Here is a 26,153-nt window from a genome sequence, read left to right as displayed (position 1 = left end):
CCGGAGGTGCTCAGCGGTCGCGTTCCACAGATGCGAGGCGGGCGTGAGCCGCCGCCAGGCGGGCGACGGGCACGCGGTACGGGGAGCACGACACGTAGTCGAGCCCGAGCTCCTCACACAGTGCTATCGACTCGGGGTCGCCACCGTGCTCGCCGCAGATGCCGATCGTCATCCCCGGGCGCGTAGCCCGCCCCTCGCGCACGGCGATGGCCATCAACCTGCCCACGCCGTTGCGGTCGATGGTCTCGAAGGGGTTGGCCGGAAGGATCTTCTCCTCCACGTACTTGAGCAGGAACTTCCCCTCGGCGTCATCGCGCGAGTAGCCGAAGGTGGTCTGGGTGAGGTCGTTGGTGCCGAAGGAGAAGAACTCCGCGTCCTCGGCGATCTCCCCCGCCACCAGCGCCGCGCGGGGCAGCTCGATCATGGTGCCGAACTTGTAGTGGACCTTCGTCCTCGACTCGTTCAGCACGGTGCCGACGGTCGCTTCGAGGTACTGGCGCGTGCGGCGCAGCTCCTCGAGCGTGCCGACCAGCGGGATCATGATCTCGGGGTGCACGTCGACGCGCTCTCTGCGCAGCTCGACGGATGCCTCGATGATGGCGCGCACCTGCATCTCGATGATCTCGGGGAACATCAGCCCGAGGCGACAGCCGCGCAGTCCCAGCATGGGGTTCTGCTCGTGCAGGCGCTGCACGGCGTCGAGCATCGTGGCCGCACGCGCGTACTTCTTTTCGGGCTGACCCGTGGCCTTAGCGGTGGACACCTCGACGAGGAGGTCCTCGAGGGAGGGCAGGAACTCGTGCAGCGGAGGGTCGATGAGCCGGATCACCACCGGCAGGCCCTTCATCGCCCGCAGGATCCCCTTGAAGTCCTCGCGTTGGAACGGCAGCAGCTTGGCCAGCTCAGCGCGCCTCTCCTTCTCGGTGTCGGCGAGGATCATCTTCTGCACGACGGGCAGGCGCGACTGCTCCATGAACATGTGCTCGGTGCGACACAGGCCGATGCCCTGGGCGCCGAACTCGCGCGCCAGCACGGCGTCGTGCGGGTAATCGCCGTTGGCCCACACCTCCATGCGCCGAAACGCGTCCGCCCAGCGCAACAGCTGCTTCAGCTCCCCGGAGATCTCGGGGTCGATCATGGCCACCTGGCCGGCGATGACCCGGCCGGTGCTGCCATCGATGGTGAAGTACTCACCCTCCTTGACGGTGGCGCCCCCGGCGCTGAACTGACGCTTGGCGAGGTCGACGCGCACCGACTCGGCGCCTGCGACGCACGGCTTGCCCATGCCACGCGCCACCACCGCGGCGTGCGATGTGCGCCCGCCTCTCGCGGTGAGCACTCCCTGCGCGGCGATCATGCCGTGCACGTCGTCCGGGTTGGTCTCGATGCGCACCAGGATGACCTTCTCCCCCTTGGCAGCCTGCGATTCCGCACGGTCGGCGTCGAATACCGCTCGGCCGTACGCGGCGCCCGGCGAGGCGGCCAACCCGGTGGCCAGCACGGTCACCTTGGCCTTGGGGTCGAGGCGGGTGTGCAGCAGCTGGTCGACCTGGGTGGGCTCGACGCGCAGCACCGCCTCCTTCTTGGTGATGAGCCGCTCGCCCACCATGTCGACGGCGACCTTCACCGCCGCCTCGGCGGTGCGCTTGCCGCTGCGCGTCTGCAGCATGTACAGACGGCCGCGCTCGATGGTGAACTCCATGTCCTGGACGTCGCGGTAGTGCTTCTCCAGGCGCTTGGCGATGCGTACGAACTGCGCGTACGCCTTGGGGAGATCCTTGGCCATGGCGCTGATCGGCTTGGGGGTGCGGATGCCCGCGACCACGTCCTCGCCCTGCGCATTGGTCAGGTACTCACCGTACAGCACGTGCTCGCCGGTCGACGGGTCGCGGGTGAAGGCGACACCTGTGCCGGAGTCGTCGCCCATGTTGCCGAACACCATTGACTGGACGTTGACGGCGGTGCCCAGATCATGGGGAATCTTGTTGAAGTTGCGGTAATCGGTGGCCCTCTTGTTGTTCCACGAGGAGAAGACGGCGCCGATGGCGGCGCGCAGCTGCTCCATCGGATCCTCCGGGAACTCGATCTTGGCGTGGGTGCGCACCAACTTCCGGTAGCGCTGGATCACCTCGTCGAGCGCTGCCGGCTTCAGGTCGGCGTCACTCTTCGCCTTCGCCTTGGTCTTGACCGCGTCGAGCTCATGTTCGAACAGGTCGCCGTTGATGCCCAGCACGATCTTGCTGAACAGCTGCATGAAGCGGCGGAATGCGTCCTTGGCGAACCGCTCGTCCTTGGTCAGCGCGGCCAGCCCCTTGAGGGTCTGCGCGTTGAGGCCGAGGTTGAGGACGGTGTCCATCATCCCCGGCATCGAGAACTTGGCGCCGCTGCGCACGCTGACCAGCAGCGGGTTGGCTGGGTCGCCGAATTTCTTGCCCGTCTTGCGCTCCGTCTCCTTGAGCGCGCGCAGCACCTGCTCCCACATCCCGTGCGGGAACTTCTGCTTGTTCTCGTAGAAGGCGTTGCAGGCCTGCGTGGTGATGGTGAAACCCGGCGGTACCGGCAGCCCAGCGCGGGTCATTTCCGCGACGCCGGCACCTTTGCCACCGAGCAGGTCGCGCATCGACGCGTCACCGTCCTCGAAGAGGTACACCCACCTCCGCGCCCGCCGTCGCGGGCTGCTGCCGTTGGAGGCGCCGCCGCGAGGCGTGGCTGCGCGAGTGGAACGCGTGGCGGATTTAGCCGGGCGGCCGGGCGTCGCCGCCCTGGTAGCGCGACCCGTGCGTGTCCCGGTGGGCATGGGAGACCTCTGTCGATGCGTCAGCTACTGGGGCCGGCCGAGCGTAGCACCTCCCCGGGAGGCGCCTAGGGTTCGCTGACGTTGGCAAGCCGGGCGACTCGTCGGCCGCAGCAACGGCCTGGTCCTCGAACAGGCGCAGGTGTAACGCCTGGTACCGCGGGGTATGCCCTAGGTGGGCCGCTTGAAACGGCCATCCTGAACCAAAGGAGTAACTCCAATGCCTGTGTTCCTTCGCTGGCTGCTCGTGGATTTCATCGTGATGCGGATCCTGCGTCACCGCCGGGTTCGTCCCTACGTCGACCGCTACTACCCCATGGCTACCCAGCGGATCGGCCGCTTCGGTCGCCGCGTCTACCCGTCCATCGCCGGCGGCTATCGGTACGCGCAACGGCGACGGCGCCTGGGCTGCTGCTCCGGCTGCTTTCTCATGGTCGTTTTTGCCGCACTGGGCGTGGCCGCGCTACTGGCGCTGCTGCACTGGACCGTGTCGTTGTAACCGACAGCCTCGGCCTGACGGCCGCCTGCGCCTTTGTGCCGCTACTTGCGGCTTACTGCGTGTTTCTGCTTGAATGGGCGGATGTTGACCGTTGAACGCCGGCAGGTGCTCCTCGAACAGCTCGCCCGCGACGGCAAGTTGGTGGCGACAGAGCTCGCCGCGGCGTTCGCCGTGTCGCCAGACACGGTGCGGCGCGACCTGCAGGAGCTCGCCGATGCGGGGCTGCTGCGCCGCGTCCACGGCGGCGCGCTTCCGCCGGCAGTCGGCGCACGTCCGTACAGCACGCGCGAGGAGCAGGCGCCCGCGGCCAAGGCCGCGATCGCGCAAGCGACAACCAGGCTCCTTCGCTCTGGACAGCTGATCATCCTCGACGCGGGGACCACGACTCTCGAGGTGGCGCGGCATCTACCCGCGGAGCTGCGCGCCACCATCATCACCAACAGCCCGCCCATCGCGACAGCCCTTGCCGAGCACCCGGGTGTCGACGTCACCGTGCTGGGCGGGCGGCTCGAGAAGGCTGCGCGGGCCACTGTGGGCGCGGCCACTCTCGAAGCACTGCACGCGATTCGTGCCGACGTCCTCGTGCTCGGCGTCTGCAGCCTGCATCCGGAGATCGGGATCACGGTGGGCGACCTGGAGGAGTCCTACGTCAAGCGCGCGATGATCGCCAACGCCACAGAGGTGGTGGCCGTCTCGTCGGGTGAGAAGCTCGGCTCGGCCAGCCAGTTCGTGGTGGGCCCGCTCGAGGAGCTGACGCACCTCGTGACCGACCGCTCGCGCTCTGCGGCGGAGCTTGATCGATACCGGTCGCACGGTGTCGAGGTGGTCATCGCCTGATGCGCTCGACCCGCATCGTCATCACCCTCTTCTTCTTCGCTGACGGTCTGCTCCTGGGATCGTGGGCCTCGCGTATCCCCGCCGTTCAGGCGCGCGCGGGCCTCACCAATACTTCGCTCGGACTGGCTCTGTTCGCCTCGTCGCTGGGCGCGCTGCTCGCGATGCCGATCGCTGGCCGGCTATGCGAACGCATCGGGAGCAACCGCGTCTCCGTCGCGGCGCTTGTGCTCGCGGGCGGTGGCCTCGTCGCCGCCTCGTCTGCGTCTGGTTTCGTCGGCGTTGCCCTTGGCCTGCTCGCTTTCGGGGGTGGTTTCGGGTCCATCAATGTGGCGGCGAACACGCAGGGCATCGCGCTCGAGGGGCTGTACGGTCGCACCATCCTGTCCACGTTCCACGCGGCCTTCAGCATCGGGGCCATGGCAGGTGCGGCCGGCGGAGCGCTCGCGGCTCGGATGAACATCTCGCCGGCGGCTCACATCGGTGTCCTGGCGCTGGTCGTCGCAGGATGGGCTGTGCTACTGGGTCCGACTCTGCTGCCGACAGAGCGAGCCGTCGCCACGCCGCCACGAGCGTTGCTGCGCCCGCCTCGCGCTCTGCTCGTCCTTGGCGCCGCCGCGTTCTGCACCCTGCTGGCCGAGGGCTCCGCAGCGGACTGGAGCGCGACGTACCTGACCCAGTCCCTGGCCGCCGCGGCCGCCATTGCAGGCTTTGGCTACGCGACCTTCTCGCTGGCGATGGCATCGAGCCGCATCCTTGGCGATCGTCTCGCTCGCCGCCTCGGTCCGGTGACGCTCGCGCGTGCTGGAGCAGCGCTTGCGGCGTGCGGGCTGAGCGTCGCGCTCGTGGCGGGATGGACGCCGCTCGCCCTGGCGGGTTTCGGCGCGATGGGAGCCGGTCTCGGCGTCGTCGTGCCCGTGCTCTTCCGCGCTGCAGGGTCCGCGCCCGGCATCTCGACGAGCGTCGGCGTCGCTGCTGTCTCCTCGGTGGGCTGGTTGGGTTTCCTGGCTGGACCACCGGCGATCGGGCTGCTGGCGGGCGTCGTCGGGCTGCGGGCGGCCCTGGGGATCGTGGTCCTTGCCATCGTCAGCCTCGTGTTCCTGGTATCAGCTGCCGCGCCCCGTCCGGCGCAGACGCTCAGCGGCCAACAACAGGAACCAACCGTCCGCGAGAAGGTGTGGGCGTGAATCACGCTCCCTTGACGTCGTCCATGAGTGCATGCACTCTGCGCACCGTGTTCGCGTTGCGAATGGTCATGTTCTTGTAGATCGCGGTGCCGACGATCCTGGTCATCCGACTCCTGGTCACCTGGCTTCGGTCGATGCGCCAGAGAACGGCGCCCGGTGTGTAGCGGACCGTTTCAACGCTGGGGTTACTGGGCAGCGCCGAGAGGATGCTCGGGGCGTCAATCTCCCGCGACAGGAACATGACATTGCACTGTGCCCGCTGGTCGTGTTGCCATGTCTTCGGCAACGCCTTGAGCAGCGCCACCATGTCATCCCTGGTGCGCAACACGACCTTGACGGGGAAGCCGAAGTCTTCACCGATGCCGTCCTCGATGCGCTTGGCTAGAGGCGCTGGACTGACCGCGCGGGTCGTGAAGATGACGTTGCCCGAGTTGATGTAGGTGCGGACGTCGCCGAAGCCGAGCCGTTCGAACATCTTCTTGAGTGCAGCCATCGAGATCATGCCCTTGCCGCCGACATTGATGCCCCGAAGCCACGCGACGTACACCATGTCAGGATTTCTCGTACACCGATACGTGCGAGCGACTGAGGCTCGTGAAGGGCTCCTGCTTCCATCCTCCCCACCGCCCCCGCAACGTCAGACCAGCAAGCCGGGCCATGAGGTCGAGTTCTGCCGGCCACGCGTAGCGGCCTTCCACTGGGTACGACTGCATTCCGCCATCGCCGATCACAAAGTGGTGAGACGTCAAGCGCTGGGTGACAACGTCGTACACGTCGAACGACATCGCACGCGCGTCCACCGCGATGACGGCGATGTTCTGGCCCGGTGGGATCGCCTGCAGGTCAGGCACAGTTAGCTCCACGACGAAGCTGCCTCCGATCTCGAGGTGCGCCGCGGCATTCTGGAAACACGCAACCTGCTCGTCCTGGGTGATCAGGTTGAAAATCGTGTTGAAGACAAGGTAGACCAGCGAGAACCGCCCATCAACTCGCGTCGACGCGAAGTCGCCGAGGGTGACGTCGATGGCTTCAGCTCCCGACTTGCCGCGCAACCGGGCCACCATCGCCTCCGACGCGTCGATCCCGTGCACCCGCACTCCTCGCGCTGCAAGCGGCAGAGCAATCCGACCGGTGCCGATCCCCATCTCCAATGCGGCGCCCTGGCCAGCCAAGTCGGCGAGCATCGCCACCGCCGGTCCAACCACAGCCTCATCAAACATGTCTGCCAGCTGGTCGTCATAGACCGCAGCCTCTCGCTCTCCGAAGAACCGCGCGCCGTAGTGCTCCTGCATCAGCGCATTCTCAGAGTTCTGCGACTTTCTTGGCAGCACCCGCGGTGCGAACGCGTCCAGCTGGGATCGAACCGCAACGCGCCGCCCTGCCAGAGCGCCTTTCAGCTGCCAACCAGCCTCACTAGGGCAGACCTGGGACGGCGCGGCAGGCTAGGCGGATTTTCGCCAATCTACCTAGAAGCTCGGCGCCTCCGGCGGGCTAATGAGACTAATGCCGCCCCGCCGGCCAGCGTGATGACCAGGCAGTTACCCCCGGCCAGCCCGCCGCAGCCTTCAGAGATCCCCCGCCCCCATGCGGACGCTCGGGCCCGCATCCTGTTGGCGCGGACGCGAAGCAGGACGTCGGCATCGCCGTCAGACAACTCCCTCGGCGGGGTACGGCGATCCGGTCGCTGGGCGGTCTTGCCTCGGACGCGGTTGGAGAGGCGTGCCACGTATCAAGTGTCCACCGTCGGTGCGTCTGAACGACGGATCTGGTGGGCGAGGTGCAGCTCTGTGGTCCACGCGAGGGTGGCCGGCCTGGTACTCAGCGACGACTCCTTCCGCTCGGGGCCGGAACCGTGGCCCGATGGCCGGTCGGTAGTCGTCGGCGAGGGCGATGGTTACCGGCGCGACTGAGGGCGCAGGGTGACACACGCGTTGGGGTGGACCTCGCCGCTTGAGAGCAGGCGGTCAGCGCAAGCACACCGCCCAAGGTGATCCAGCGAGTCGCGCGGGGCATGTCGTCATCATGTCGCCGGTCATCTCCGGGTCCATGCCAGACCCACGAACAGCGCTCTAAGCGGCCGATGCGACCGGCCTCTGACACCTTGTTGACACCCTCGTGCGCGACTGTCGGCGCGACCTTCGTGGGCGGTGTCAAAGTGGAGCGCGAGGACACGAGGGACGTAGCGTGATCTGCTCCTTTCTCCATAACACTGAGAGGATGAGAAATGACTGATGCGGAAGGCAACGCATTCGTTCTTCGACCTGGCGAGGGCAGACGCATTGATCTCGGTGTGTTTCAGATGTCGGTGAAGGCAAGCCGAGAACAGACGAACGGTGCGTTCTCGCTCCTCGAAGCCACCGAGCCGGCAGGCTTCGGGCCGCCGCTGCACATTCACCACGATGCGGCCGAAGCCTTCTACGTGCTCGAAGGCGAATACATCATCTTCCTGGGCGAACGCGAACTCACATGCCCGGCGGGGTCGTTCATTTTCATCCCGGCCGGCATCGCCCATCGCTTCAGGGTCGGCAACGTGGCGAGCCGGAAGCTAAACCTCTTCGCCCCAGCGGCGATGGTGGGCTATTTCGATGAGCTGTCCCAGGCCAACAACAACGGCGACATTGACCCTTCGCTCCGCTCTGCCATCGCAACCAAGTACTCCATGGAGGTGCTTGGATCGGTCCCTGAAGGTTACGTCTGAGCACGATCATTGAGCTCCCTTGGTCGCGCTTGACGCGCCGGCGCGACCGTCGTGGACCGCTCAAAGCTGAAGCGCCCAGTCGTACCATTCAGACGCATGCGATCCAGACGGGTTCTCGCTCCGACTCCGCCTGATCAGTCCGGGGCACCACATCTCCCCTTCGCACCCGCAGCCATCGGCCAGGTCATCGAGTGGCTCGCCTGGTCGCACCTGGTGTCGAGCAGCCGCGGCGCGCTGCGCGTGTTCCTCCCGACGCGCGACATGGGGGTCGACGGCATCGTCCACCGTCCATCGACGGACGCCTTCATGGCCGTCCAGGTCAAGGGGCGCAGCCGCCTCGACGACGGCGTGTTCCGCATCCATGTTCAGGAGGAAGAAGCGGACGATCCGCGAACGGTCGTGTTGGCGTTGCTCGTCGACCTCGACAACAACACGTTGCACGACCCAGCCGTGGTCATGACAGTCGCACAGCTGCGCGAACATGCGCACCTGGTCCAGTGGGGACCGCGTCTCGCCTACGCGGTGAGCGTGCCGTACCCGCCGGGTCCGCGCACTCACTGGCGCGACGTCTGTGTACCGCTCGCGGAGGTAGCGCAGCGCGTTTGCCCCGGCCCCCCGGACGATGTGGCGCCCGCCGTCATGGAGCCCTGTGCCGCGGACCAGGAGAACCTCGCCACTACAGGGTTCATCGGTGAATCGGCGCTGTTGCACCACGCGTCCCTCTCGCCTGTGCTCAACACATTCCACGCAGCGCCCGACCGCGGCTTTGATGAGTACCTCGTTCGCCATGTCGGCACCGGGGGCATCGCCGCGTTCCAGGTCAAGTGCATCGAGGTTGACGGCAGCGCGCCCGCCGGCCTCATTCATCTGCCGGTACGTACGCTTACGAGATCGCCGCGCGCGTGGCTCGCCGTCTTCATCCGAGGTCCGGGCACTGACGTCGTCGCCCCGTGTCTGCTCATCCCCGCCCGCGTGTTGCCCGAGCTCGCGCACAGGGTCAGCGACGATTACCTGCACATCACGGTCAACCCACGCCGCCTCGGGCGGCTCGCGCCCTACGCGCACCCATTGGACGACGTCACCGCGCAGCTCGAACACATCTCTGCGGCCCAACCCCCAACGCACTGATTCCTGTTCCCCGCGCAGCACATTGAGCGTCCAATGTCCGTTGTGGTCGAACAGATGTTTGGTACAATCGACCGCACGATGACCGCTCAGATGGACGACGAAATCAGTGTGCTGGCTGGACATTTCCACGCCACCACCGCGCATTTCGTTGACAAGGTCACGGCCTTCGATGAGTCACAGGAGTGGGCCGGCGTCGGCCTGCGCAGCTGCGCACACTGGCTGACTATCGCCACGGGTGTCGACCTGTACAACGCCCACGAGATGCTGCGCGTCGGCCACGCGCTGCGGTTCCTGCCGCTGATCCACGCGGCCTTCGCCGCGGGCCGCCTCTCCTTCGACAAGGTGCGGGCGATCACCCACGTGGCAACCGCCGAAGACGAGGCGCTCTGGCTCGAGCTGGCCGTGCAGGCTTCGGGTGCCCAGCTGGCCCGGATCTGCCGGGCATACCGCTACGCGATCGCTGTCGACGACCCCGAGCGCGCCGCTCGGCAGCGGGCGCGCCGCCGGGTGGTGTCGTGGTGGCTCGATGAGGACGGCATGCTCGCTCTGTACGCCACCCTCCCACCAGAGGAGGGCCGCCTCGTGCTCAATGCCATCGAAGCCGCGGTGGCGCCGCGGGTTCCCTGCGGTGCGCCCGTGGGTCACTCACCCACCGGTGACTCACCTGCCGGTGACCCCTGCGCCGAGAGGGAGCCCGACCATCCGCTCGGCGCGCGGCGCGCCGACGCCTTGGTGCGCATCTGCGAGCGCTGGCTGGCCGACGTCGCAGCGGGTACTCCGGCGGGTACCGCGCGGCCCGAGCTGGTCGTCCACGTCGATGCCGACACGCTCCGCTCGCCGGATGCGGGTGGCCGCTGCCACATCGAGGACGGTCCGGCCATCGCGGTCGAGGCGGCGCGGCGGCTCGGTTGTGACGCCTCCGTCGTCACGGTCCTTGAGCGTGACGGTGTGCCGGTCGACGTCGGACGGGGACGCCGCCTGGTCACCGGTCGGCTTCGGCGTGCGCTCCACCTCCGTGACCAGGGATGTCGCTACCCGGGCTGTCCTGTCCTGGCCGCGGACACCGAGGGCCACCACGTCATCCACTGGATCGACGGCGGCCGCACCGACCTTTCCAACCTGGTCTCGCTCTGCCGCTTCCATCACCACCGCCATCACGACGGGGCGTTCCGCATCATCGCCAATGGGGATGGCCCGCACCCGGAGCGAGGCGGCTTCCGGTTCGAGACCGCCGACGGCCGGGCGATCGCGGTGCGCGAGACGCATGGCATCGCTGAGCAGGCGATGTGGCTCCCGGACACGACGGCGATCACTCCCAAGACAGCTGTAGCCGTCGGCGGCGGCGAGCGCTTCGACGTCGACCACACCATCGTCGTGACCGCGGGAAACATCGCCATCGCGGCCGCTCGGCGGAGGGAGCAGAATCAACCGCCGTGAAGATTGCCCGGTACGGATGGGTTCGCGACCTTCCTGACCATCGCGACCGCTTTTGGCAGGCGCCCGCGCTGGCATCGGCGCAGCTCCCGACCACCGTCGACCTCCGGCCTCAGTGTCCGCCCGTCTACGACCAGGGCCAGCTGGGTTCGTGCACCGCGAATGCAATCGCGGGGGCAGTGCAGTTCGACGAGATCCGCTCCGGCATCGCGCCCACCTGGATTCCCTCGCGACTGTTCATCTACTACAACGAGCGCGTCGTCGAGGGAACCGTCGACACGGACAGTGGGGCGCAGCTGCGCGACGGCATCAAGGTCATCGCCGCGCAGGGCGTGTGCCGTGAGACCGAGTGGCCGTACGACATCAGCAGGTTCAACGAGAAGCCACCGGCGCAGGCGTTCGCGGATGCGGTGCGCGACCGTGTCGGCAGCTACCAGCGCCTCACCCAGTCGCTCGCGCAGTTGAAGACGTGCATCGCTTCCGGGTTCACCTTCGTGTTCGGCTTCACCGTGTTCAGCTCCTTCGAGGGCGCCGATGTCGCCGCCAGCGGCGTCATCCCTCTCCCCCAACCGTCCGAGAGCATCGTGGGCGGGCACGCGATCGCCTGCGTCGGCTATGACGACGGCCGTCAGGCGTTCATCATCCGCAACTCCTGGGGTCCAAACTGGGGCGAGGCCGGGTATGGCTTCATGCCGTACGCGTACATGCTCGACGCCGGGCTCGCCGCCGACTTCTGGACCATCCAGGCCGCGCCCGGCGGCCCGCCGCTCAGGCTGCGCCACACCGGCTCGGCAAGCCAGCGCGCTGAAGACGACTGAGAGGAGGAGATCGCCCGCGCAAGCTCGGCCCGGCCGCCGGCGTTAAGGGAGCAGAGCCACACCGAGGGGAGGGAGACAGATGCGCACGCGCACGCTGCGCGCAGCCGGCGCCATCGCCGCAGTCCTTCTCTTCGGGCTGCTCGGCGCTCCGCGCGCCCAGGCCACGACTGCCCACGTCCTGCTGGTCTGCCCGAGCGGGCCCAATGACAGCCCCGGCCTGGTCGGCCCCGTGCTCACCTGCCCGGCCGGCCAGTACTCATCAATCCAGGCCGCGGTGAACAGCGCCGTCGCCGGGGACTGGATCCTCGTTGCCCCCGGCGATTACCACGAGAAGGCCGACACCACCGCCGGTGTCCACATCACCACGCCCGGCATCCATCTCCGCGGCATGGATCGGAACGGCGTGGTTGTCGATGGCACCCAGGCATCCTCCACCACGCAGTGCTCCTCGACGTCCGCCGACCAGGACACCAACTCCGGGCACGGACGCAACGGCATCGAGATGTTCAAGGTGGACGGCACCTCAGTGGACAACCTCACCACCTGCAACTACCTCAGGGGTGACCAAGGGCAGGGCAACGAGATCTGGTGGAACGGTGGCGATGGCAGCGGCGTCATGGGCATGCACGCCTACTCCGGCAGCTACATCACCGGGACGACCACCTACTCGGACACCACCAACAACGGGGCCTACGGAATCTTCGTCAGCAACGCCAGCGGACCGGGCGTGATCAGCTACGCGTACGCCAGCAACATGTCGGACTCCGGCTTCTACGTGGGCGCGTGCTCGGACTGCAACGCAACCCTCAACCACGTCCACTCAGAGAACAACGTCCTCGGCTACTCCGGAACCAACGCCGGCGGCCACCTCTCCATCCTCAACTCGGAGTGGGACCACAACAAGTCCGGCATCGTTCCCAACTCGCTGAACAACGATGACGCGCCGCCACCGCAGACCGGCCTGTGCCCGGGCTCGACGTCGGTGTCGTGCACGTTGATCTCGGGCAACACGGTGCACGACAACAACAATCCCAACACCCCGGGCCAGGGCATCGCCGCTGCCGCCCCGATCGGCACCGGCATCGAGCTGTCGGGGGCATCATGGAACGTCGTCGACAAGAACACCGTGTACAACCAGAAAGGCTGGGGGATCGTCACCCACGACTTTCCGGACACCGAGACGCCACCGGCCAGCGGGTTGTCGCACTGCCAGGGAGGGGTCAGTGCCCCCGGCGTCTGCACCTTCCAGGCGCAGGGCAACGTGATCTCCAACAACGTCCTCCACGACAACGGCGGATTCGGCAACCCGTCCAACGGTGACCTCGCCAACGAGTCGAGTGTGTCGAACCCGCGCAACTGCTTCTTCGGCAACACCGATCCGGGGATCGCCGGCGGTCAGCCGACCAGCGACCCGCCGATGATCCAGACGGTCGACGGACCGCCGTGCACCGCACCAGGTGGCGGCGACAGCACCGTCCTCCTCGCCGAGCTGGCGTGCGCGTCGGGAATCGCAGGGCAGTGCCCGCAGGGCATCACCGGGTACCCGCCGCCCGGCGGCGTCCAGCTCCTCAAGCAGAGTGCGCAGACGACGATGCCCAACCCGTGCGCTGGCGTCCCCGACAACCCATGGTGCACGGGCGGTCAGCTGACCCAGCCGGCGACGTACCTCCCCGAGGCGCCGCTGCTGCTCCTCCTGCCGCTCGGCGCGGTGGGAGTGCTGCTGGTGCGGCGTCGCCAATCCCAGGGACGGGCAGCCGCGGCCTGATCAGGACTCGAGCACCGGTCGCGTATGGTGACGGCGTGACCATCACGGCGCCAGCGCCTTGATCCGGGCGCTCCGCAAGTACGCGCTCGAGATCGTCGCGGTGCTGTGCCTGCTGGCGCTGGTGCTGGCTGTCAACCCAACATCCCTTGCCGGCGTGTTCCGTCACGCCAACGTCGGGCTCATCCTGCTCATGATCCCGGTGACGATGGGGACGTACCTGGCGCGTTCACTCGCCTGGTGGTTCACTCTGCGCGAGCTGAAGGTGGACGTCGACATCCGCCATTCCATCGCCGTGGAGTTCGCCGGCCAGACCATGGTCTTCATGCCCACGGGCGACCTCGCGCGCATCGCCCTCATCAAGGAGGTGACGGGCACGCAGCGAAGCTCCGGCGAGCTGACCGCCACGATCGCCTTCCAGGAGCTGCTCTTCATGACTTTGATGGGCCTGGGCGTGCTCCCGCGCGTGGCCTCACATCCCGATATCGCGCTGCTGGTGATCGTCATGGTGCTGGTGCACCTGCTCATTCTCACCGTGCTCATCTGGGAGCCCGCCTACAGCGGGGCTGTCCGGATCGTGGAGAAGGTCAAGCCGCTGCGCCGCTTCGACTCGCAGTTGCGCTCGATCCGGCCGGCGTTCATCGAGCTGCTTCACCTCCGTGTGGTGGTCCCCGTGCTGCTCTGCAACGCCGCCGCCGTGTTCCTCTCCTACCTCCTCTTCTACATGGCGCTGCACGCCGTCGGCCAGACTCAGGTGGGCTTCATCGCGGCCACGTTTGTTCTGGCGCTCAGCTTCGTGATCTCCGGGATCAGCCTCATCCCCGGTGGCGTCGGACCCTTTGAGGGTCTGCTCACCGTGCTGATGATCGCCAACGGCGTGCCTGTCGCCGCCGGGGCCGCCGCGGGCCTGCTGTTCCGCGGCTTCAACGACATCCTGATGGCCGGGGTCGGCGCGGTCTTCCTGGTTCTGATCAAGCGCGGCCATCTCCACGAGCGCCCGCGCCTCCGCGGGCGTGGCAGCGGCTCAGCGGCGGCGCGCAAGAAGCCGGCCGGCTAGCGGCGCGACCGCTCCAGCGACGCGGCGCGGCAGGCCGCCAGCTGCTCCGCACAAGCATCCTCGAGCCCCTCGATCGGGACGCGCACCTGGGTCATGCCGTCGCGCTCGCGGATGGTCACCGCGTTGTCCTCGAGGGAGTCGAAGTCGACGGTGACGGCCAGTGGGGTGCCGATCTCGTCCTGGCGCCGGTAGCGCCGTCCGATCGACTGCGTCTCGTCGTACTCGGTGCGGAAGCGGGCGCGCAGCCGTGCCGCCAGAGGGTGGGCGACGTCGGTCAGCTGGGCCTTCTTGCTGAGCGGAAGCACCGCCACCTCCCAGGGCGCAACGTCGGGGTGGAGACGCAGCACGGTGCGCTTCTCGCCGCGGACCTCCTCCTCATCCCAGGCGTCGAGCAGCATGGTCAGGAAAGCGCGGTCCAGACCGGCGGCCGGCTCGATCACGTACGGGAGGTAGCGCTCGTTGGTCTCGGTGTCGAAGTAGCTGAGGTCCCTGCCGCTGTGCTTGCTGTGGGCACGGAGGTCGAAGTCGGTGCGATCGGCGACGCCTTCGAGCTCGCCCCATCCCCACGGAAAGAGGTACTCGACGTCGCTGGTGGCGGTGCTGTAGTGGGAGAGCTCGTCGGCCTCGTGGGCGCGCAGGCGCAACCGTGAACCGCGCACGCCGCAGTCCTCTGTCCACCAGCGCATGCGCTCGTCGCACCAGTACCTGTGCCACTCCATGTCGGTGCCGGGTTTGCAGAAGAACTCCATCTCCATCTGCTCGAACTCGCGCGTGCGGAAGATCGAGTTGCTCGGGGAGATCTCGTTGCGAAAGGCCTTGCCCTGCTGCGCGATGCCGAAGGGCAGGCGGCGGCGCATCGCCTGGACCACGACGGCGAAGTCGACGAACATCCCCTGCGCGGTCTCGGGGCGCAGGTACACCTGGGCGGCGTCGTCGGCGACGGGCCCCAGGTGGGTGCGGAACATCAGGTTGAACTGGCGCGCGTCCGTCAGCGGGCCGCCGCACTCCGGACACCCGGGCGCATCCTCGGGCTTGCCGCGCGCCCGGCGCTCGTCGGCGACATGGTCGGCCCGCCAGCGCTTGCGGCACGTCCCCTGGCAGTCGACCAGCGGGTCGGTGAAGGTGTCGACGTGCCCGCTGGCCACCCACACCTGCGGGTTCATGATGATCGAGGTCTCGATGGGCTCGACGTCGTCACGTCTCTCCACCATCGCGCGCCACCAGAGATTGCGCACGTTGCGGCGCATCCTCGCCCCCAGCGGCCCGTAGTCGTAGAGCGCGTTGATGCCGCCGTAGATCTCGCTCGAGCCGAAGAAGAAGCCGCGCTGCTTGGCCAGCGAGACGAGCTTCTCGAGAACATCGGGCGCGCCGGGCTGGGGTTGCGACATCGGCGGCGAGTCTAGCGGCGCTCGATGGCGCGCAGGACCGGCAGCGACCGCAGCTGGCGGTCGAGGTGCTGGGCGAGCTCGCGCTCGGCGACCGCTTCCAACGTCACCAGCGAGGCCTCGTCGAGGCGCAGGCGGCGGTACAGCTCCGCGTCGCCGGCGGCCGCGACGCGGAGCACCTTGATGACCCGCACCGAGCACTCCACCGCCCCCGGGTCGGACAGGGCGCAGCGGTCGCAGAGCAGCCCGCCGGCGATGGCGCTGAACCAGGCGCTCGTCTCAAGAAGTGCCGTCGAGCACGACGCGCAGTGGTGCAGCTGTGGGGCGTAGCCGAGCCTGTCGATCATCCGCCGGGTGAGCCAGACCAGAGCGCCGCGCGGGTCGCGCGACGAATCTGTGCAGTCGCGCAGCGCGTCGACGACGAGGTCGAAGGTCTCCTCGTCGGGGTGGTTCCCCTCCAGCACGCGATCCGCCAGCTCGGCGCACACCGCCGCGCAGGCGGCGCGCCTGGCATCCGCCAGGGGCGCCGCCGAGCCCATCGTCTCAGCCTGGGTGAGCACGTCCAGCTCGCCTCGCCCGCGAGCCAGCTGCATGCGGCTTCGCGCGAACAGGTCGGTGTGGGCAGCGAGGCGGCTGCCTGACTTGCGTACACCGCGGGCGATCACCCCGATCTTGCCGTGCTCTCGGGTGAGCACGGTGAGGATGCGGTCGGCCTCACCGTAGTCGACGCGTCGGAGGATCACTCCCTCGGTGAGGTACGTGGGCATCAGCTCAGTGTGGCCGGAGCGCGCCGACCGTCGGCCTCAGCCTGCGTCGGCCTGGTCCTCGTCGGGAAGCGCGCCGTTGCGCTCGCGAAGGAACGGGGCCGGCGAGGTGATGCGCACCAGCTGGATGCTCTGCCGCCGCACCTGCTCCACGGTCAGCGTGGCATCACCGAGCTGGATGGTGGCGCCGACCGCGGGAATCTCGCCGAGACGCTCGTACACGAGGCCGCCGATCGAGTCGCTCTCGGTATCACCGACGTCGAGGTGGAGCAGGTCCTTGATGTCGTCGACGGGGAAGCGCGCGTTGAGCAGCACCTCGTACTCGTTGAGGAACTGCACCTCCTCCTGCTCGGCCACGTCGTACTCGTCCCGAATCGGGCCGACGATCTCCTCGATGAGATCCTCGAAGGTGACGATGCCGGCCACGCCACCGTGCTCCTCGACGACCACTGCCATGTGCACCTTGCGCTCCTGCATCTCCCTGAGCAGCTCACCCACATGCTTCACCTCGGGCGTGAAGTACGGCTCGCGCATCAGCGTGCGAATCCTGCGCCGGTCACCGTGGTTGCGGGCTGTCTCGCGCAGCAGGTCCTTGGCATACACCACCCCGATGATGTTGTCCATCGAATCCTCGTACACCGGGATGCGCGAATGGCCGTGCTTGACCACCAGGTCGATGAGCTCGGCGACGCTGCCATTGGCCTCGATGGCGATGACGTCGATGCGCGGCACCATCACCTCGCGCACCGTCTTGTCGGTCATTTCGAGGATCCCCGAGATCATCTCGCGCTCGTCGTACTCCACCACTCCCTGCTGCTGGCCGAGGTGCAGCATGAGGCGGAGCTCCTCCTCGGTGACGAACGGCCCGACCACGTTCTTGCCGCGCGTCGCCGCGCGCAACAGTGAGTTGCTGATCAGGGTCAGGGCCGCGACGAGCGGGCGCAGGATCCTGGTCAGGGCGGCCACCGGCCGACCGAGGATCAGCGACAGGCGCTCGTTGAAGCGCAGGGCGAGTGACTTCGGAGCGATCTCGCAGAACACCAGGACGATCGCTGAGAGGATGACCGTGCCCGCCCAGTCCGGGAAGGAGTGGTACGTGCTGGCGATGATCAGCGTGGCGGATGTCGAGGCCACGATGACCGCCACCGTGTTGATGCTCAGGATCGTCGACAGGTACGCGTTGGGCTGGTTGTGCAGCTTCAGCACCACCGCGGCGCGACGGTCCCCCTCGTCGGCGAGCGAGCGGATGCGCAGTCGGCTCACCGAGGTGAGCGCGGTCTCGGATGCTGCGGCGAACGCCGCCAGCACCAGCGAGATGACGAGCAGGATCGCCAGGATGCTCACGGGTGCGTCTTTACGGCGCGCTCAGCGCGGGGCTCTGACGGTTTGATCACCGGAAAAGCTCGCTGACGCTGCGGCCCTCGTGGACCCGGACGATCGCCTCGGCGATCAGCGGCGCCACGCTGAGCACGCGCAGCCGCGGGTGGTCGTCGAAGCTACGCGCCCCGTCGTGGAGCGGGATGGTGTCGGTGATGCAGATCTCGTCGATGGGGGCCTCGTGCAGGCGGGTGAGCGCGCCGTTGGTGAGCACGCCATGTGTGGCCACCACGTCGACGCCCGTCGCACCCTTGGCACGGAGCGCGATGGCGGCATTGGCAAGAGTCGACCCGGTGCTGATCAGGTCGTCGACGATGATGCAGTGCAGGCCGTCGACGTCTCCGATGACGTTGATCACCTCGACGGTGTCATCACGCGGGCGACGCTTGTCGACGATGGCGATCGGTGCGTCGAGGAGACGTCCAAGGCGCCGGGCGCGCAGCGCGCCGCCCGTGTCCGGTGAGACGACCACGACGTTGTGGCCGTGGCGCTCCCGGACGCGCCGAGCGAGGATCTTGGTGGCGGTGAGCGCGTCCACGGGAATGTCGAAGAAGCCCTGGATTGCCTCGGCGTGGAGGTCCACCGCGATCACCCGGTTGGCACCGGCGAGCTCGATGATGTTGGCCATCAGCTTGGCGCTGATCGGGTCGCGCGGCGCCGTCTTCTTCTCCTTGCGCTGGTACCCGTAGTAGGGGATCACCGCGGTGATGCGCGACGCCGAGGCACGACGGAGGGCGTCGAGGATCACGAACAGCTGGATGAGGTTGTCGCTGACCGGCGCGCAGGTCGGTTGGATCAGGAAGAGGTCGCGGCCGCGAACGGACTCGGCGATCTTGACGTCGAACTCGCCGTCGGCGAAGCGCGTGATCTCCATGCTGGCCAGGGGCAGATCGATCTCGCGGGCGATCTTCTCGCTCAGCTCCGGGTTGCCGGTGCCGCTGAGCAGCATGAGGTCGCCGAACTGGTACGGCTCGTTCACGGGGACGTCTCCGCACGCCGGCGACGCCGAGCCGCCCATCCCTCGATGTTGCTCTGCCGCCCCCGGCCGACCGCGAGCGCGCCCTCCGGGACGTCCTCGTTGACCAGTGAACCCGCGGCCACGTAGGCGTCGCGATGGATGGTCAACGGCGCCACCAGCGTGGCGTTGGTGCCCACGAAGACGTCGTCCTCGATGACGGTGCGGTGTTTGGCCTCGCCGTCGAAGTTGCAGGTCACGGTGCCGGCTCCCACGTTGACCCTCTCCCCCACATCGCTGTCGAGGACGCACGAGAAGTGGTTGACGCGACTGCCCGCGCCGACGCGGCTGTTCTTGACCTCCGCATGCGTCCCCAACGATACGCCCGCAGCCAGGACACTGCCGGGGCGCACCCTGTTGAAGGAGCCGATGACCACGCCGTCGCCGAGCTGCGACGCCTCCACATGCGAGGCGCCGATGGTCACGCGGTCGCCGGCGACCACGTCGTAGAGCTGCGCCAGCGGGCCGATCTCGCAGCCCTCCCCGAGGACGGTGGCGCCGCGGAGAAGCGACATCGGCCGGATCACCGAATCGCGGCCAACGCGCACCGTCGCGTCCACGTACGTCGTCGCGGGGTCCTCGACGGTCACGCCACCGGCCATGAGGCGATCCAGCACCCGCGTGCGCAGCGCCGCCTCGGCGGTGGCCAGCTGGCAGCGATCGTTGATCCCCAGAGCCTCCTCTGGGTCGGTGAGGAGCATCGCCTCGACGTGGCCGCCGAGGAGCGGCAGGACGTCCGGGAGGTAGTACTCGCCCTGGGCGTTGTCGTTACCGATCCGCCCCAGCGCCGGCCAGAGCCGCGCTCCGTTGAACACGTACACGCCGGCGCCCACCTCGGGCGGCGCCATCGCGCCAGGGGGCAGGTCGCGCTCCTCGATGGTGCGCACCACCCGTCCGGTCTCAGGGTCACGGTAAACGCGGCCCAGCCCGCGCGGGTTGGCCGGCATGGCCGTGAGCAGGGTCGCAGCAGCCCGGCTGCGGCGGTGATGGTCGATGAGCCGCCCCAGGGTCTCGGCGCGGACCAGCGGCACGTCGCCGGACATGACCAGCACCTCACCCGCCTCGCGCAGGTGCTCGGGCACGGAGCGCAGCGCGTCGCCGGTTCCGCGTGGCTCCGCCTGCTCGACGAACTCCGCACGGTCCCCGACGGCGGCGACGACGTCGGCACGGTTCGACCCCACCACCACGATCGGAGGTCGTCCAGTGACCGCGTTGGCGGTCTCGATGACATGGAGGATGAGGGCGCGGCCCGCCAGCGGATGGAGCACCTTGGGAAGGGCGCTGCGCATCCTCGTCCCCTCTCCGGCGGCGAGGATCACTGCCCGCGGACCGTCGGCCATGTGGGCCGAGTATAGAGGCCACCCCGCAGAGAGGCCCCCGTTCAGGGCAGGCGGCGTCGCGCTTCGCGGGCGAGATCCGTCAATCGCCAGAGCAGAGCGTCTGCGTCGCTCGCGTCACGGCACACGGCGCGTGCCTGCCAGCCGCGGCCGGCGGTGTCGATGTGCACGGTGGCCAGACGCAGCCACCTCTCGACCGGCCCCTGACGCAGCCGGACGCTCTGCACCTTCTCCAGCGGCACCACCACGACCTGCCGCCGGATTCGCCCGGTGCGGGCCAGGGCGTAGCGGGTGCGGTCGTCCCAGAACGCCAGCCAGTGATAGGAGAGAGGAGCGCGCACGGCGGCGCGGCGCGGTGGCCGAGTGCCGGGCGGCGGAACGGGGGCCGCCCCCGGGAGGACGCGCTGGAGCAGCCACGCCGCGTGCTCGCGCGAGCCCACCGGTAACAGCGTGCGCGACAGCTGGGAGCTGCCCTCCTCTCGTTGCGCGCTGCCCCGCTGGCGGGCGACGTCGACCTCCAGACGCACCCAGCCGAATCCCCGCCAGAGCAGCGGCTCGACCCAGCGCACCGCCTGGATGCGCCCGAACGGGATCGTCTCGGTGCGTGTCTGGAGAAGGCCGCGGCTCAGGCGCAGCCCGTCGGCGGCCTCGGCGAGCTGGAAGTCGTAGACAGCGTTGAAGCGACGGAAGACCTCGGGGACGACTCCGACGACCGCTGGAATCGCCACCGACGCGGTCGCCGCCCCGTGCGGCAGCAGGAAGCTGAGCACGCCGGCGAGCACGGCGATGGCGAGGAGCACGCTGACCGGGGCGGTGAGCACGGTGGCGAACACCACCCGTGCGTTGTCGATGCGCAGCAGCGGTTGCGCGGGTGGTTCGGGTGTCTCCGACGCGAGGCCGTGCGCCAGTGCCAGGAGCATGGCGCGTACCCGCTGCGCCTCCGCTCCGCCGAGGTACGCGAGGCGGGTGCGCCCGGTCCCGCGGCCGGCCACCACCACGCGCACCTCGGCCAGCCCGAGCACGCGCGCCACCACCGGTGAGATCACATCGATCGCCTGGATGCGCGAGAGCGGGACGCGGATTGACTGGCGGCGGATCAGGCCGGTGGTGATCTGGAGGTCGCCACCGTGGACACGCCAGCGGGTCACCAGCCAGGAGACGACGCCGGCGACGATGGCCAGGCCGAGAAGGGCAAAGCTCTCCCAGGGAAACCCGGAGCGCCGCCGGCCGGTATCGAACTGGGTGCTGAAGAGCACAAGCACGGCCACGGCACTGCCGGCGCGCACCACCGGAGACAGAGGATGCAGGCGCGACCACTCGGTATCGCCGGATGCTGGTGGTGCTGCAGCAACCGCCATCAGAGGCCGGTGGCCTGGGCCTCGCCGAGCGACGCCAGGCGGTCGCGCAGCCGATCAGCCTCCTCCTGCTCGAGTCCGGGGATGCGCGCGTCGCTCGCGGCCGCAGCGGTGTGCAGCTGCACTGTGGCCAGCCCGAAGATCCGGTCGATCGGCCCTGCGCTGACGTCGATGAACTGCATGCGTCCGTACGGCACCACGGTGACCTGGCGAAAGAGGAGACCGTGACGGACGATGAGGTCGTCAAGGCGCTCGAGGTAGCCCCAGGAGCGATAGCGACCGCGCAGCACCGTCCAGGCAAGCGCGGCCAGGACGACGGCCGCAGCAGTCACCGGCACACCGGCGGTGGCACCGCCGAAGACCCAGGCCGGGACCGTCGCTGCCAATGCGAGCGGGATCGCCGTCAGTGCGAGCGACAGCTGGCGCGCCGTCCACATGCGCGGCGACGGACGGCGATAGCCCGCAGTCTCAGGTACGTGCATCGCCGCCTGTGTCACCCGCCAAGTGTCGCATCAGCGACGAGCGCTTCCGCGCGGTCATCGAGGAGTGAGTGACCGACGGCGCTACCATCGAAGTGCTCGCTGGGGAGTCGCCAAGTGGTAAGGCACCGGACTTTGGATCCGGCATTCGAAGGTTCGAATCCTTCCTCCCCAGCCAAATCTCCGTATTCGAACCGCGTGAAGAGAAGAGAACGCCGAAGGGCTCGCGACAGGTCGCCTCAGCGGCCTTCCCATCGCGAACCAGTACCGCCTCGAAGACTGCATTGTCGAGCAGCCGAGGCGTTCTTCTCGCCAGCGCGCTCCTGCGGCAAGCTGAAACGGCTTGAGATAGCCGTCGCTATCATGCGGACGCCGACTTACTGGAGCACCCGCCCTCCTGGTGTCGGCCTCAAAGGAGAAGAGCACTGTCTCTGGCTCGCGAATACCAGATGCGCGAAGCGGAGCCGGGCTCCGACGACGAGGTGGTTGCGGCGCTGATGGTCGAATACATGACGTGGGCGCACGGCCGGCTGCATGACGAGTACGGCGTCGACGAGCCGCCCGCCGATCCTTCTTTGGTTCGCCAGAGCCTTGACAACTATCGGCGACCGGCGGGGATGCTGCTCCTTGTTGAGAGCGCCGGCCGTCCCCTTGGAGTTGGAGCGGTTCGAGGACTGGGGGGAGGGGTGGCCGAGATCAAGCGCATGTACGTGGTTCCTGAGGCCCGTGGACTCCACATTGCTTCCGGCATGCTTGACAAACTAATCGCTGAAGCAACGCTGACTGGTGCGAAGACTCTGCGCCTCGACACATGCCGGTTCATGACCGATGCGCAAGGGCTGTACCGATCTCGTGGTTTCATTGAGCGGGAACCATACGAAGGCACCGAGATCCCGCCAAGATTGCAGGATCTGTGGCTGTTCTTTGAACGCACCGGCTAGACACTAGGATCACCCGGCGCATCTCGCAGTGCCGCGACCGTCCCGGAGTGAGTACGCTCGGGGCGTGATGTCCGATCAGTCGCATCCGTTCCGCGATGTCCCCGTCGTGGGCGCGGGCCCCGCGGCCAAGCCTCCACGGCACCAGACCGTGCTGTCCGCAGAACCGGCGGACCAGCTCGACGCGCTTCGGGCGGCTGTGTCCGCGCCCGACGAGCCCGGTCGCCGCGCCAGGCTCCTCCGCATCGTCGCGGAGCATCCGAGCCTCGTGGAGGGGTGGGCTCGTCTCAGTGAGCTGACCCTCGCCGCCGGCGACGCGGTGGTGGCGTACGCATTCGCGCGCGTCGCGTACCACCGCGGGCTCGACCGTCTCCGTCGCGAGGGATGGGGCGGCACCGGCATGGTTCACTGGACGGAGCCGTCCAACCGCGGCTTCCTTCGCGGCCTCCACGCGCTTCTTGCAGCCTCCGCCGCGCTTGATGAGAGGGACGAATCCAGCCGCTGCCGCGCATTCCTGCTCGAGCTCGACCCCGAGGACACCTTGGGTGTCGCGGGGTATCCGGAGACACCCGGTCCGACCTGGACTTCCCCGCCGCTCCCCGAATAACTCGTCAGCCGACGGCGTGCGCCGACGCGATGTGGCCGGCGAAGAAGTCGAGCAGCAGCGGTGCCAGTGCCTCCGTGTCTACCTCGTGCGACTGTCCCTCGAGCACCTCGTGCCGTGCAGCCGGCATGGCATGCGTCAGGGCGTCCGCGGTGGCACGCATGAAGGGCATGTGCTCGAGGCTGGCGCTCCCGTCCATCACGAGGGCCGGCACGCTGATGGCGCGGAAGCGGTCCACAGGAGGAATGCGACCTTCGCCGAGCGCAGCGGCGTCGTAGGCGAGCGTCGGCGCGACGGCTTCGAACGTCGGCCAGAAGGGTGATTGACGCATGCGTTGCACACCCTCATCGCGCGCACCGACCAACCGCATGAAGGCTTCGACAGCACCGCCGCGGTCTCCCTGTGCAACAGCTCCGCCAGCTCGGCGCAGTACGCGCGCCAGGCAGCGGTCCCCGCCTCACTCGAGTCGTAGGGGATCTCGTACACGGCGACGCTCGCGACGCGGCTCCCGAGTCGCGCAGCGGCCTCGAGCACCAGCGCCCCGCCCGAGGAGATCCCGTAGAGCGACGCGGCGCCGCCGGCGACCTCGATGAGCGCATCGATGTCCTCCACCTCGCGCTCGAGGACGTCAGTGGTGGCGCCACTGTCGCCGCTCTCGCCGCGGCCGCGACGATCGTAGGTGTACACGCGGCATGCGCCCGCAAGAAGCGCTGCCAAAGCCGGCGCCGAACCGAAGGTGCGGAAGCCGATTGCCCCATCCACGAGGATCACCGCGGGACCGTGGCCGGTGACGTCGTACGCGATCTCTGTCCCGTCGGCCGATGTCACAGTTGGCATGTCTGACTCCTCATGACGCGTGGTCCTCCACCATGACCAGCGTGTTGCCGTCGGGATCACGGAAGAAGAACATCGGCGGGACCCCGGAGCCGAACCGCATGACCTCCGCGTCGACGTCGACGTCCTGCGCTGCCAGCTCCCCATGCATCGCATCCACGTCCGGGGTGCCGAGGCGGATCCCCGTGTCGATCCCGGTGGGGCGACCATGCGGGGGCGCCAGGGCGATGCTGGTCACCGAGCCCGGCGCGGCCACTTCGACCCAGCGCATGCCCGGTCCGAAGGGGGCATCGCGCCGCTTCTCAAAACCCAGGGTGCCGACGTAGAACTCGATCGAACGGTCGTGGTCGCTGACGGGGATGGCGACGTTCAGGATGCCGGTGATCTGGAGGGCCGTTTTCTCGGTCATCTCATGTCCTCTTGCCGGTTGCTGCCTGGTGGCCAGTTGATATCCCTTTTGACGGACGGGCGTGCCGCGATTCATCGCCCGCGGACCGATGAGTTTGTGAGCTGACGTTCGTCCTTGGATAGGATGACCCTTGTGTCCGACACCACCGTGCTCACCATCCCGAGCGCTGAGGCGCAGCTCGACGATCACCGCCGCCCGCTCCTCGCCTACTGCTACCGGATGCTCGGCTCGCCCTTCGAGGCCGAGGACGCCGTACAGGAGACGATGCTCCGCGCCTGGCGGGCCCTGGACAGCTTCGACGGCCGCTCGGCGCTGGCCACATGGCTGCACCGCATCGCCACCAACGTGTGCCTCGACATGCTCCGGGGCCGGCAGCGCCGCGCCCTACCGATGGACCTCGGTCCGGCCCAGGAGCCCATCGTCTCCAACCTCCACACCCGGTCCGAGGTCACGTGGATCGAGCCCATCCCCGGGAACGCACTCGCTGAGCTGGACCCCGCCGACGTCGCCGTGGAGCGCGACACCGTCAAGCTCGCCTTCATCGCCGCGCTGCAGCAGCTTCCCCCGCGCCAGCGCGCCGCGCTCATCCTGTGCGAGGTGCTGCGCTGGCAGGCGACGGAGGTGGCCGAGCTCCTGGAGACGAGCGTCGCCTCCGTGAACAGCGCGCTGCAGCGGGCGCGCACCACCCTCGCGACGACGGGCGCCAGCGCCGATTCCGTGGCGCCGACCGTGGACGAGAACCAGGAGGAGCTGCTGCGCCGCTACGTCGACGCCTTCCAGCGCTACGACCTCACCGCTCTCACCGCGGTGATCCGCGAGGACGCGGTCCAGTCGATGCCGCCCTACGACCTGTGGCTCTCCGGTCGCGACGACGTCTTCGCGTGGTGGTTCGGCCCGGGGATCGGCTGCCAGGGCTCGCGGCTGCTTCCGGCCGCCACGGCCAACGGGTCGCCCGCGTTCGGCCAGTACAAGCCGAGCGAGTCGGGAAGCGGCCATGAGCCCTGGGCGTTGCAGGTGGTCGAGATCGAGAACGGAGCCGTCAAGGAGATCACCTTCTTCCTCGACACGCAGCGCCTCTTCCCGCTGTTCGGCCTCCCGCCCCGCCTCGACGGCTAACGGTCAGCCGGGAGGACATCCTCCAATCCCATCAGCGCAATGAGGCGGCCAAGCTCCACTGAGCCGCTGCGCAGACGGACCTCCAATCCCCGCCGGCGGACGGCGACCTGCACACGGGCCAGCGCGTCCACGGCGGCCGCGTCCGCACAGATGCCCTGCACGTCGACCGGCACGGTGGTCCGGGATTCGTGGCGGCGCGCGCGGTCCGGGAGGGTCGGCTCGGTCCCCATCTGAGATGAGACTCGCGCAGGAGCCTCAACTCATCGTTCGGCCTCGACCGCGGCCACCTGCTGCTCGATGCCATCGAGAATGAGCGCGACGACCTGGCT

25 protein-coding genes, 1 tRNA gene and 1 pseudogene are annotated in these 26,153 nt (G+C 68.3%); 13 read left to right on the top strand and 14 right to left on the bottom strand.

From position 1 onward, the window contains the following. Positions 1 to 10: 10 nt before the first annotated feature. Positions 11 to 2,659: pseudogene (ppdK, locus tag JF886_RS12610) on the bottom strand (pyruvate, phosphate dikinase); the annotation flags it as partial. Positions 2,660 to 3,014: 355 nt separating this feature from the next. Between ppdK and JF886_RS12605 the strand changes: the two are divergent. From JF886_RS12605 to JF886_RS12595, 3 genes are all read left to right on the top strand, one after another. Further along, entirely contained in the window at positions 3,015 to 3,293 is a 279-nt protein-coding gene (locus JF886_RS12605; protein ID WP_337312984.1) for a hypothetical protein, read from the top strand. An 81-nt stretch (positions 3,294 to 3,374) separates the two neighbouring features. Then, positions 3,375 to 4,130 (top strand): DeoR/GlpR family DNA-binding transcription regulator, encoded by a 756-nt coding sequence (locus JF886_RS12600; RefSeq protein ID WP_337312982.1) that lies wholly within the window; start codon positions 3,375 to 3,377, stop codon positions 4,128 to 4,130. Continuing rightward, a complete protein-coding gene (locus tag JF886_RS12595; RefSeq protein WP_337312981.1) occupies positions 4,130 to 5,314 on the top strand; it encodes an MFS transporter in 1,185 nt (394 codons plus the stop codon). The genes JF886_RS12600 and JF886_RS12595 overlap by 1 nt, the downstream gene beginning before the upstream one ends. A 1-nt stretch (position 5,315) precedes the next feature. On the opposite strand, the gene JF886_RS12590 is transcribed toward JF886_RS12595, so the two are convergent. Both JF886_RS12590 and JF886_RS12585 read right to left on the bottom strand, forming a co-directional pair. After that, a complete protein-coding gene (locus JF886_RS12590) occupies positions 5,316 to 5,864 on the bottom strand; it encodes a DUF1697 domain-containing protein (RefSeq protein ID WP_337312979.1) in 549 nt (182 codons plus the stop codon). A 1-nt stretch (position 5,865) separates the two neighbouring features. After that, on the bottom strand, positions 5,866 to 6,606 hold the full coding sequence (locus tag JF886_RS12585) for a class I SAM-dependent DNA methyltransferase (RefSeq protein WP_337312977.1): 741 nt from the start codon (positions 6,604 to 6,606) through the stop codon (positions 5,866 to 5,868). Positions 6,607 to 7,538: 932 nt separating this feature from the next. Between JF886_RS12585 and JF886_RS12580 the strand changes: the two genes are divergently transcribed. The 6 genes from JF886_RS12580 (at position 7,539) to JF886_RS12555 (ending at position 14,211) form a co-directional block, all read left to right on the top strand. Next, positions 7,539 to 8,012, top strand: a complete 474-nt coding sequence (locus tag JF886_RS12580; RefSeq protein ID WP_337312974.1) for a cupin domain-containing protein — start codon at positions 7,539 to 7,541, stop codon at positions 8,010 to 8,012. Between the two features lie 96 nt (positions 8,013 to 8,108). Then, a complete protein-coding gene (locus tag JF886_RS12575) occupies positions 8,109 to 9,140 on the top strand; it encodes a hypothetical protein (RefSeq protein ID WP_337312972.1) in 1,032 nt (343 codons plus the stop codon). A 78-nt stretch (positions 9,141 to 9,218) separates the two neighbouring features. Continuing rightward, positions 9,219 to 10,577: an HNH endonuclease signature motif containing protein gene (locus JF886_RS12570; RefSeq protein WP_337312970.1), complete on the top strand. Its 1,359-nt coding sequence runs from the start codon at positions 9,219 to 9,221 to the stop codon at positions 10,575 to 10,577. Further along, complete coding sequence (locus tag JF886_RS12565; protein ID WP_337312968.1) at positions 10,574 to 11,392, top strand: C1 family peptidase; 819 nt, start codon at positions 10,574 to 10,576, stop codon at positions 11,390 to 11,392. The genes JF886_RS12570 and JF886_RS12565 overlap by 4 nt, the downstream gene beginning before the upstream one ends. Before the next feature lie 79 nt (positions 11,393 to 11,471). Further along, positions 11,472 to 13,157: a right-handed parallel beta-helix repeat-containing protein gene (locus tag JF886_RS12560; protein WP_337312966.1), complete on the top strand. Its 1,686-nt coding sequence runs from the start codon at positions 11,472 to 11,474 to the stop codon at positions 13,155 to 13,157. 58 nt (positions 13,158 to 13,215) lie between these two features. Beyond that, positions 13,216 to 14,211 carry a lysylphosphatidylglycerol synthase transmembrane domain-containing protein gene (locus JF886_RS12555; RefSeq protein WP_337312964.1) on the top strand — a complete coding sequence of 332 codons (996 nt, stop codon included), beginning with the start codon at positions 13,216 to 13,218 and terminating at the stop codon, positions 14,209 to 14,211. On the opposite strand, the gene JF886_RS12550 is transcribed toward JF886_RS12555, so the two are convergent. The 7 genes from JF886_RS12550 to JF886_RS12520 are packed head-to-tail and all read right to left on the bottom strand — an operon-like array spanning position 14,208 to position 21,941. Further along, the gene (locus JF886_RS12550; protein ID WP_337312962.1) at positions 14,208 to 15,599 is read right to left on the bottom strand and encodes a glycine--tRNA ligase; all 1,392 of its coding nucleotides are present in this window, start codon (positions 15,597 to 15,599) and stop codon (positions 14,208 to 14,210) included. The genes JF886_RS12555 and JF886_RS12550 overlap by 4 nt on opposite strands. Positions 15,600 to 15,610: 11 nt before the next feature. Further along, positions 15,611 to 16,363 carry a DNA repair protein RecO gene (gene recO / locus JF886_RS12545; RefSeq protein WP_337312960.1) on the bottom strand — a complete coding sequence of 251 codons (753 nt, stop codon included), beginning with the start codon at positions 16,361 to 16,363 and terminating at the stop codon, positions 15,611 to 15,613. 36 nt (positions 16,364 to 16,399) lie between these two features. Further along, complete coding sequence (locus tag JF886_RS12540; protein ID WP_337312959.1) at positions 16,400 to 17,704, bottom strand: hemolysin family protein; 1,305 nt, start codon at positions 17,702 to 17,704, stop codon at positions 16,400 to 16,402. Positions 17,705 to 17,750: 46 nt separating this feature from the next. Beyond that, positions 17,751 to 18,716, bottom strand: a complete 966-nt coding sequence (locus JF886_RS12535; RefSeq protein ID WP_337312957.1) for a ribose-phosphate diphosphokinase — start codon at positions 18,714 to 18,716, stop codon at positions 17,751 to 17,753. Further along, positions 18,713 to 20,092 (bottom strand): bifunctional UDP-N-acetylglucosamine diphosphorylase/glucosamine-1-phosphate N-acetyltransferase GlmU, encoded by a 1,380-nt coding sequence (gene glmU, locus JF886_RS12530; RefSeq protein ID WP_337312956.1) that lies wholly within the window; start codon positions 20,090 to 20,092, stop codon positions 18,713 to 18,715. Before glmU ends, JF886_RS12535 begins: the two co-directional genes overlap by 4 nt. 41 nt (positions 20,093 to 20,133) lie before the next feature. Next, complete coding sequence (locus tag JF886_RS12525; RefSeq protein WP_337312954.1) at positions 20,134 to 21,447, bottom strand: PH domain-containing protein; 1,314 nt, start codon at positions 21,445 to 21,447, stop codon at positions 20,134 to 20,136. After that, a complete protein-coding gene (locus JF886_RS12520; RefSeq protein ID WP_337312952.1) occupies positions 21,447 to 21,941 on the bottom strand; it encodes a PH domain-containing protein in 495 nt (164 codons plus the stop codon). The genes JF886_RS12525 and JF886_RS12520 overlap by 1 nt, the downstream gene beginning before the upstream one ends. Positions 21,942 to 22,026: 85 nt before the next feature. Between JF886_RS12520 and JF886_RS12515 the strand changes: the two genes are divergently transcribed. The 3 genes from JF886_RS12515 (at position 22,027) to JF886_RS12505 (ending at position 23,468) form a co-directional block, all read left to right on the top strand. Continuing rightward, positions 22,027 to 22,101, top strand: a tRNA-Gln gene (locus JF886_RS12515). Positions 22,102 to 22,372: 271 nt separating this feature from the next. Beyond that, the gene (locus tag JF886_RS12510; protein ID WP_337312950.1) at positions 22,373 to 22,864 is read left to right on the top strand and encodes a GNAT family N-acetyltransferase; all 492 of its coding nucleotides are present in this window, start codon (positions 22,373 to 22,375) and stop codon (positions 22,862 to 22,864) included. A 67-nt stretch (positions 22,865 to 22,931) separates the two neighbouring features. Continuing rightward, positions 22,932 to 23,468, top strand: a complete 537-nt coding sequence (locus tag JF886_RS12505) for a DUF3151 family protein (RefSeq protein ID WP_337312947.1) — start codon at positions 22,932 to 22,934, stop codon at positions 23,466 to 23,468. Between the two features lie 4 nt (positions 23,469 to 23,472). Here the strand turns inward: JF886_RS12505 and JF886_RS12500 are convergent, their stop codons facing one another. From JF886_RS12500 to JF886_RS12490, 3 genes are read right to left on the bottom strand one after another with little or no spacing between them, the layout of a single operon-like run. Beyond that, positions 23,473 to 23,703 carry an alpha/beta fold hydrolase family protein gene (locus tag JF886_RS12500; RefSeq protein ID WP_337312945.1) on the bottom strand — a complete coding sequence of 77 codons (231 nt, stop codon included), beginning with the start codon at positions 23,701 to 23,703 and terminating at the stop codon, positions 23,473 to 23,475. Continuing rightward, positions 23,664 to 24,302: an alpha/beta fold hydrolase gene (locus JF886_RS12495; RefSeq protein WP_337312944.1), complete on the bottom strand. Its 639-nt coding sequence runs from the start codon at positions 24,300 to 24,302 to the stop codon at positions 23,664 to 23,666. The genes JF886_RS12500 and JF886_RS12495 overlap by 40 nt, the downstream gene beginning before the upstream one ends. A 10-nt stretch (positions 24,303 to 24,312) precedes the next feature. After that, positions 24,313 to 24,708: a VOC family protein gene (locus JF886_RS12490; RefSeq protein WP_337312942.1), complete on the bottom strand. Its 396-nt coding sequence runs from the start codon at positions 24,706 to 24,708 to the stop codon at positions 24,313 to 24,315. Positions 24,709 to 24,840: 132 nt separating this feature from the next. Here JF886_RS12490 and JF886_RS12485 point away from each other — a divergent pair, with 132 nt between their 5' ends. Next, positions 24,841 to 25,824: a sigma-70 family RNA polymerase sigma factor gene (locus JF886_RS12485; protein ID WP_337312940.1), complete on the top strand. Its 984-nt coding sequence runs from the start codon at positions 24,841 to 24,843 to the stop codon at positions 25,822 to 25,824. Here JF886_RS12485 and JF886_RS12480 read toward each other — a convergent pair. After that, a complete protein-coding gene (locus tag JF886_RS12480; protein ID WP_337312939.1) occupies positions 25,821 to 26,054 on the bottom strand; it encodes a hypothetical protein in 234 nt (77 codons plus the stop codon). The two genes, JF886_RS12485 and JF886_RS12480, sit on opposite strands and share 4 nt — an antisense overlap. Positions 26,055 to 26,153 lie beyond the last annotated feature (99 nt).

This window comes from Candidatus Aeolococcus gillhamiae, assembly GCF_016464765.1.
Taxonomy (GTDB): Bacteria; Chloroflexota; Dormibacteria; order Aeolococcales; family Aeolococcaceae; genus Aeolococcus; species Aeolococcus gillhamiae.
This window is presented reverse-complemented; position numbering and strand designations above follow the sequence as displayed.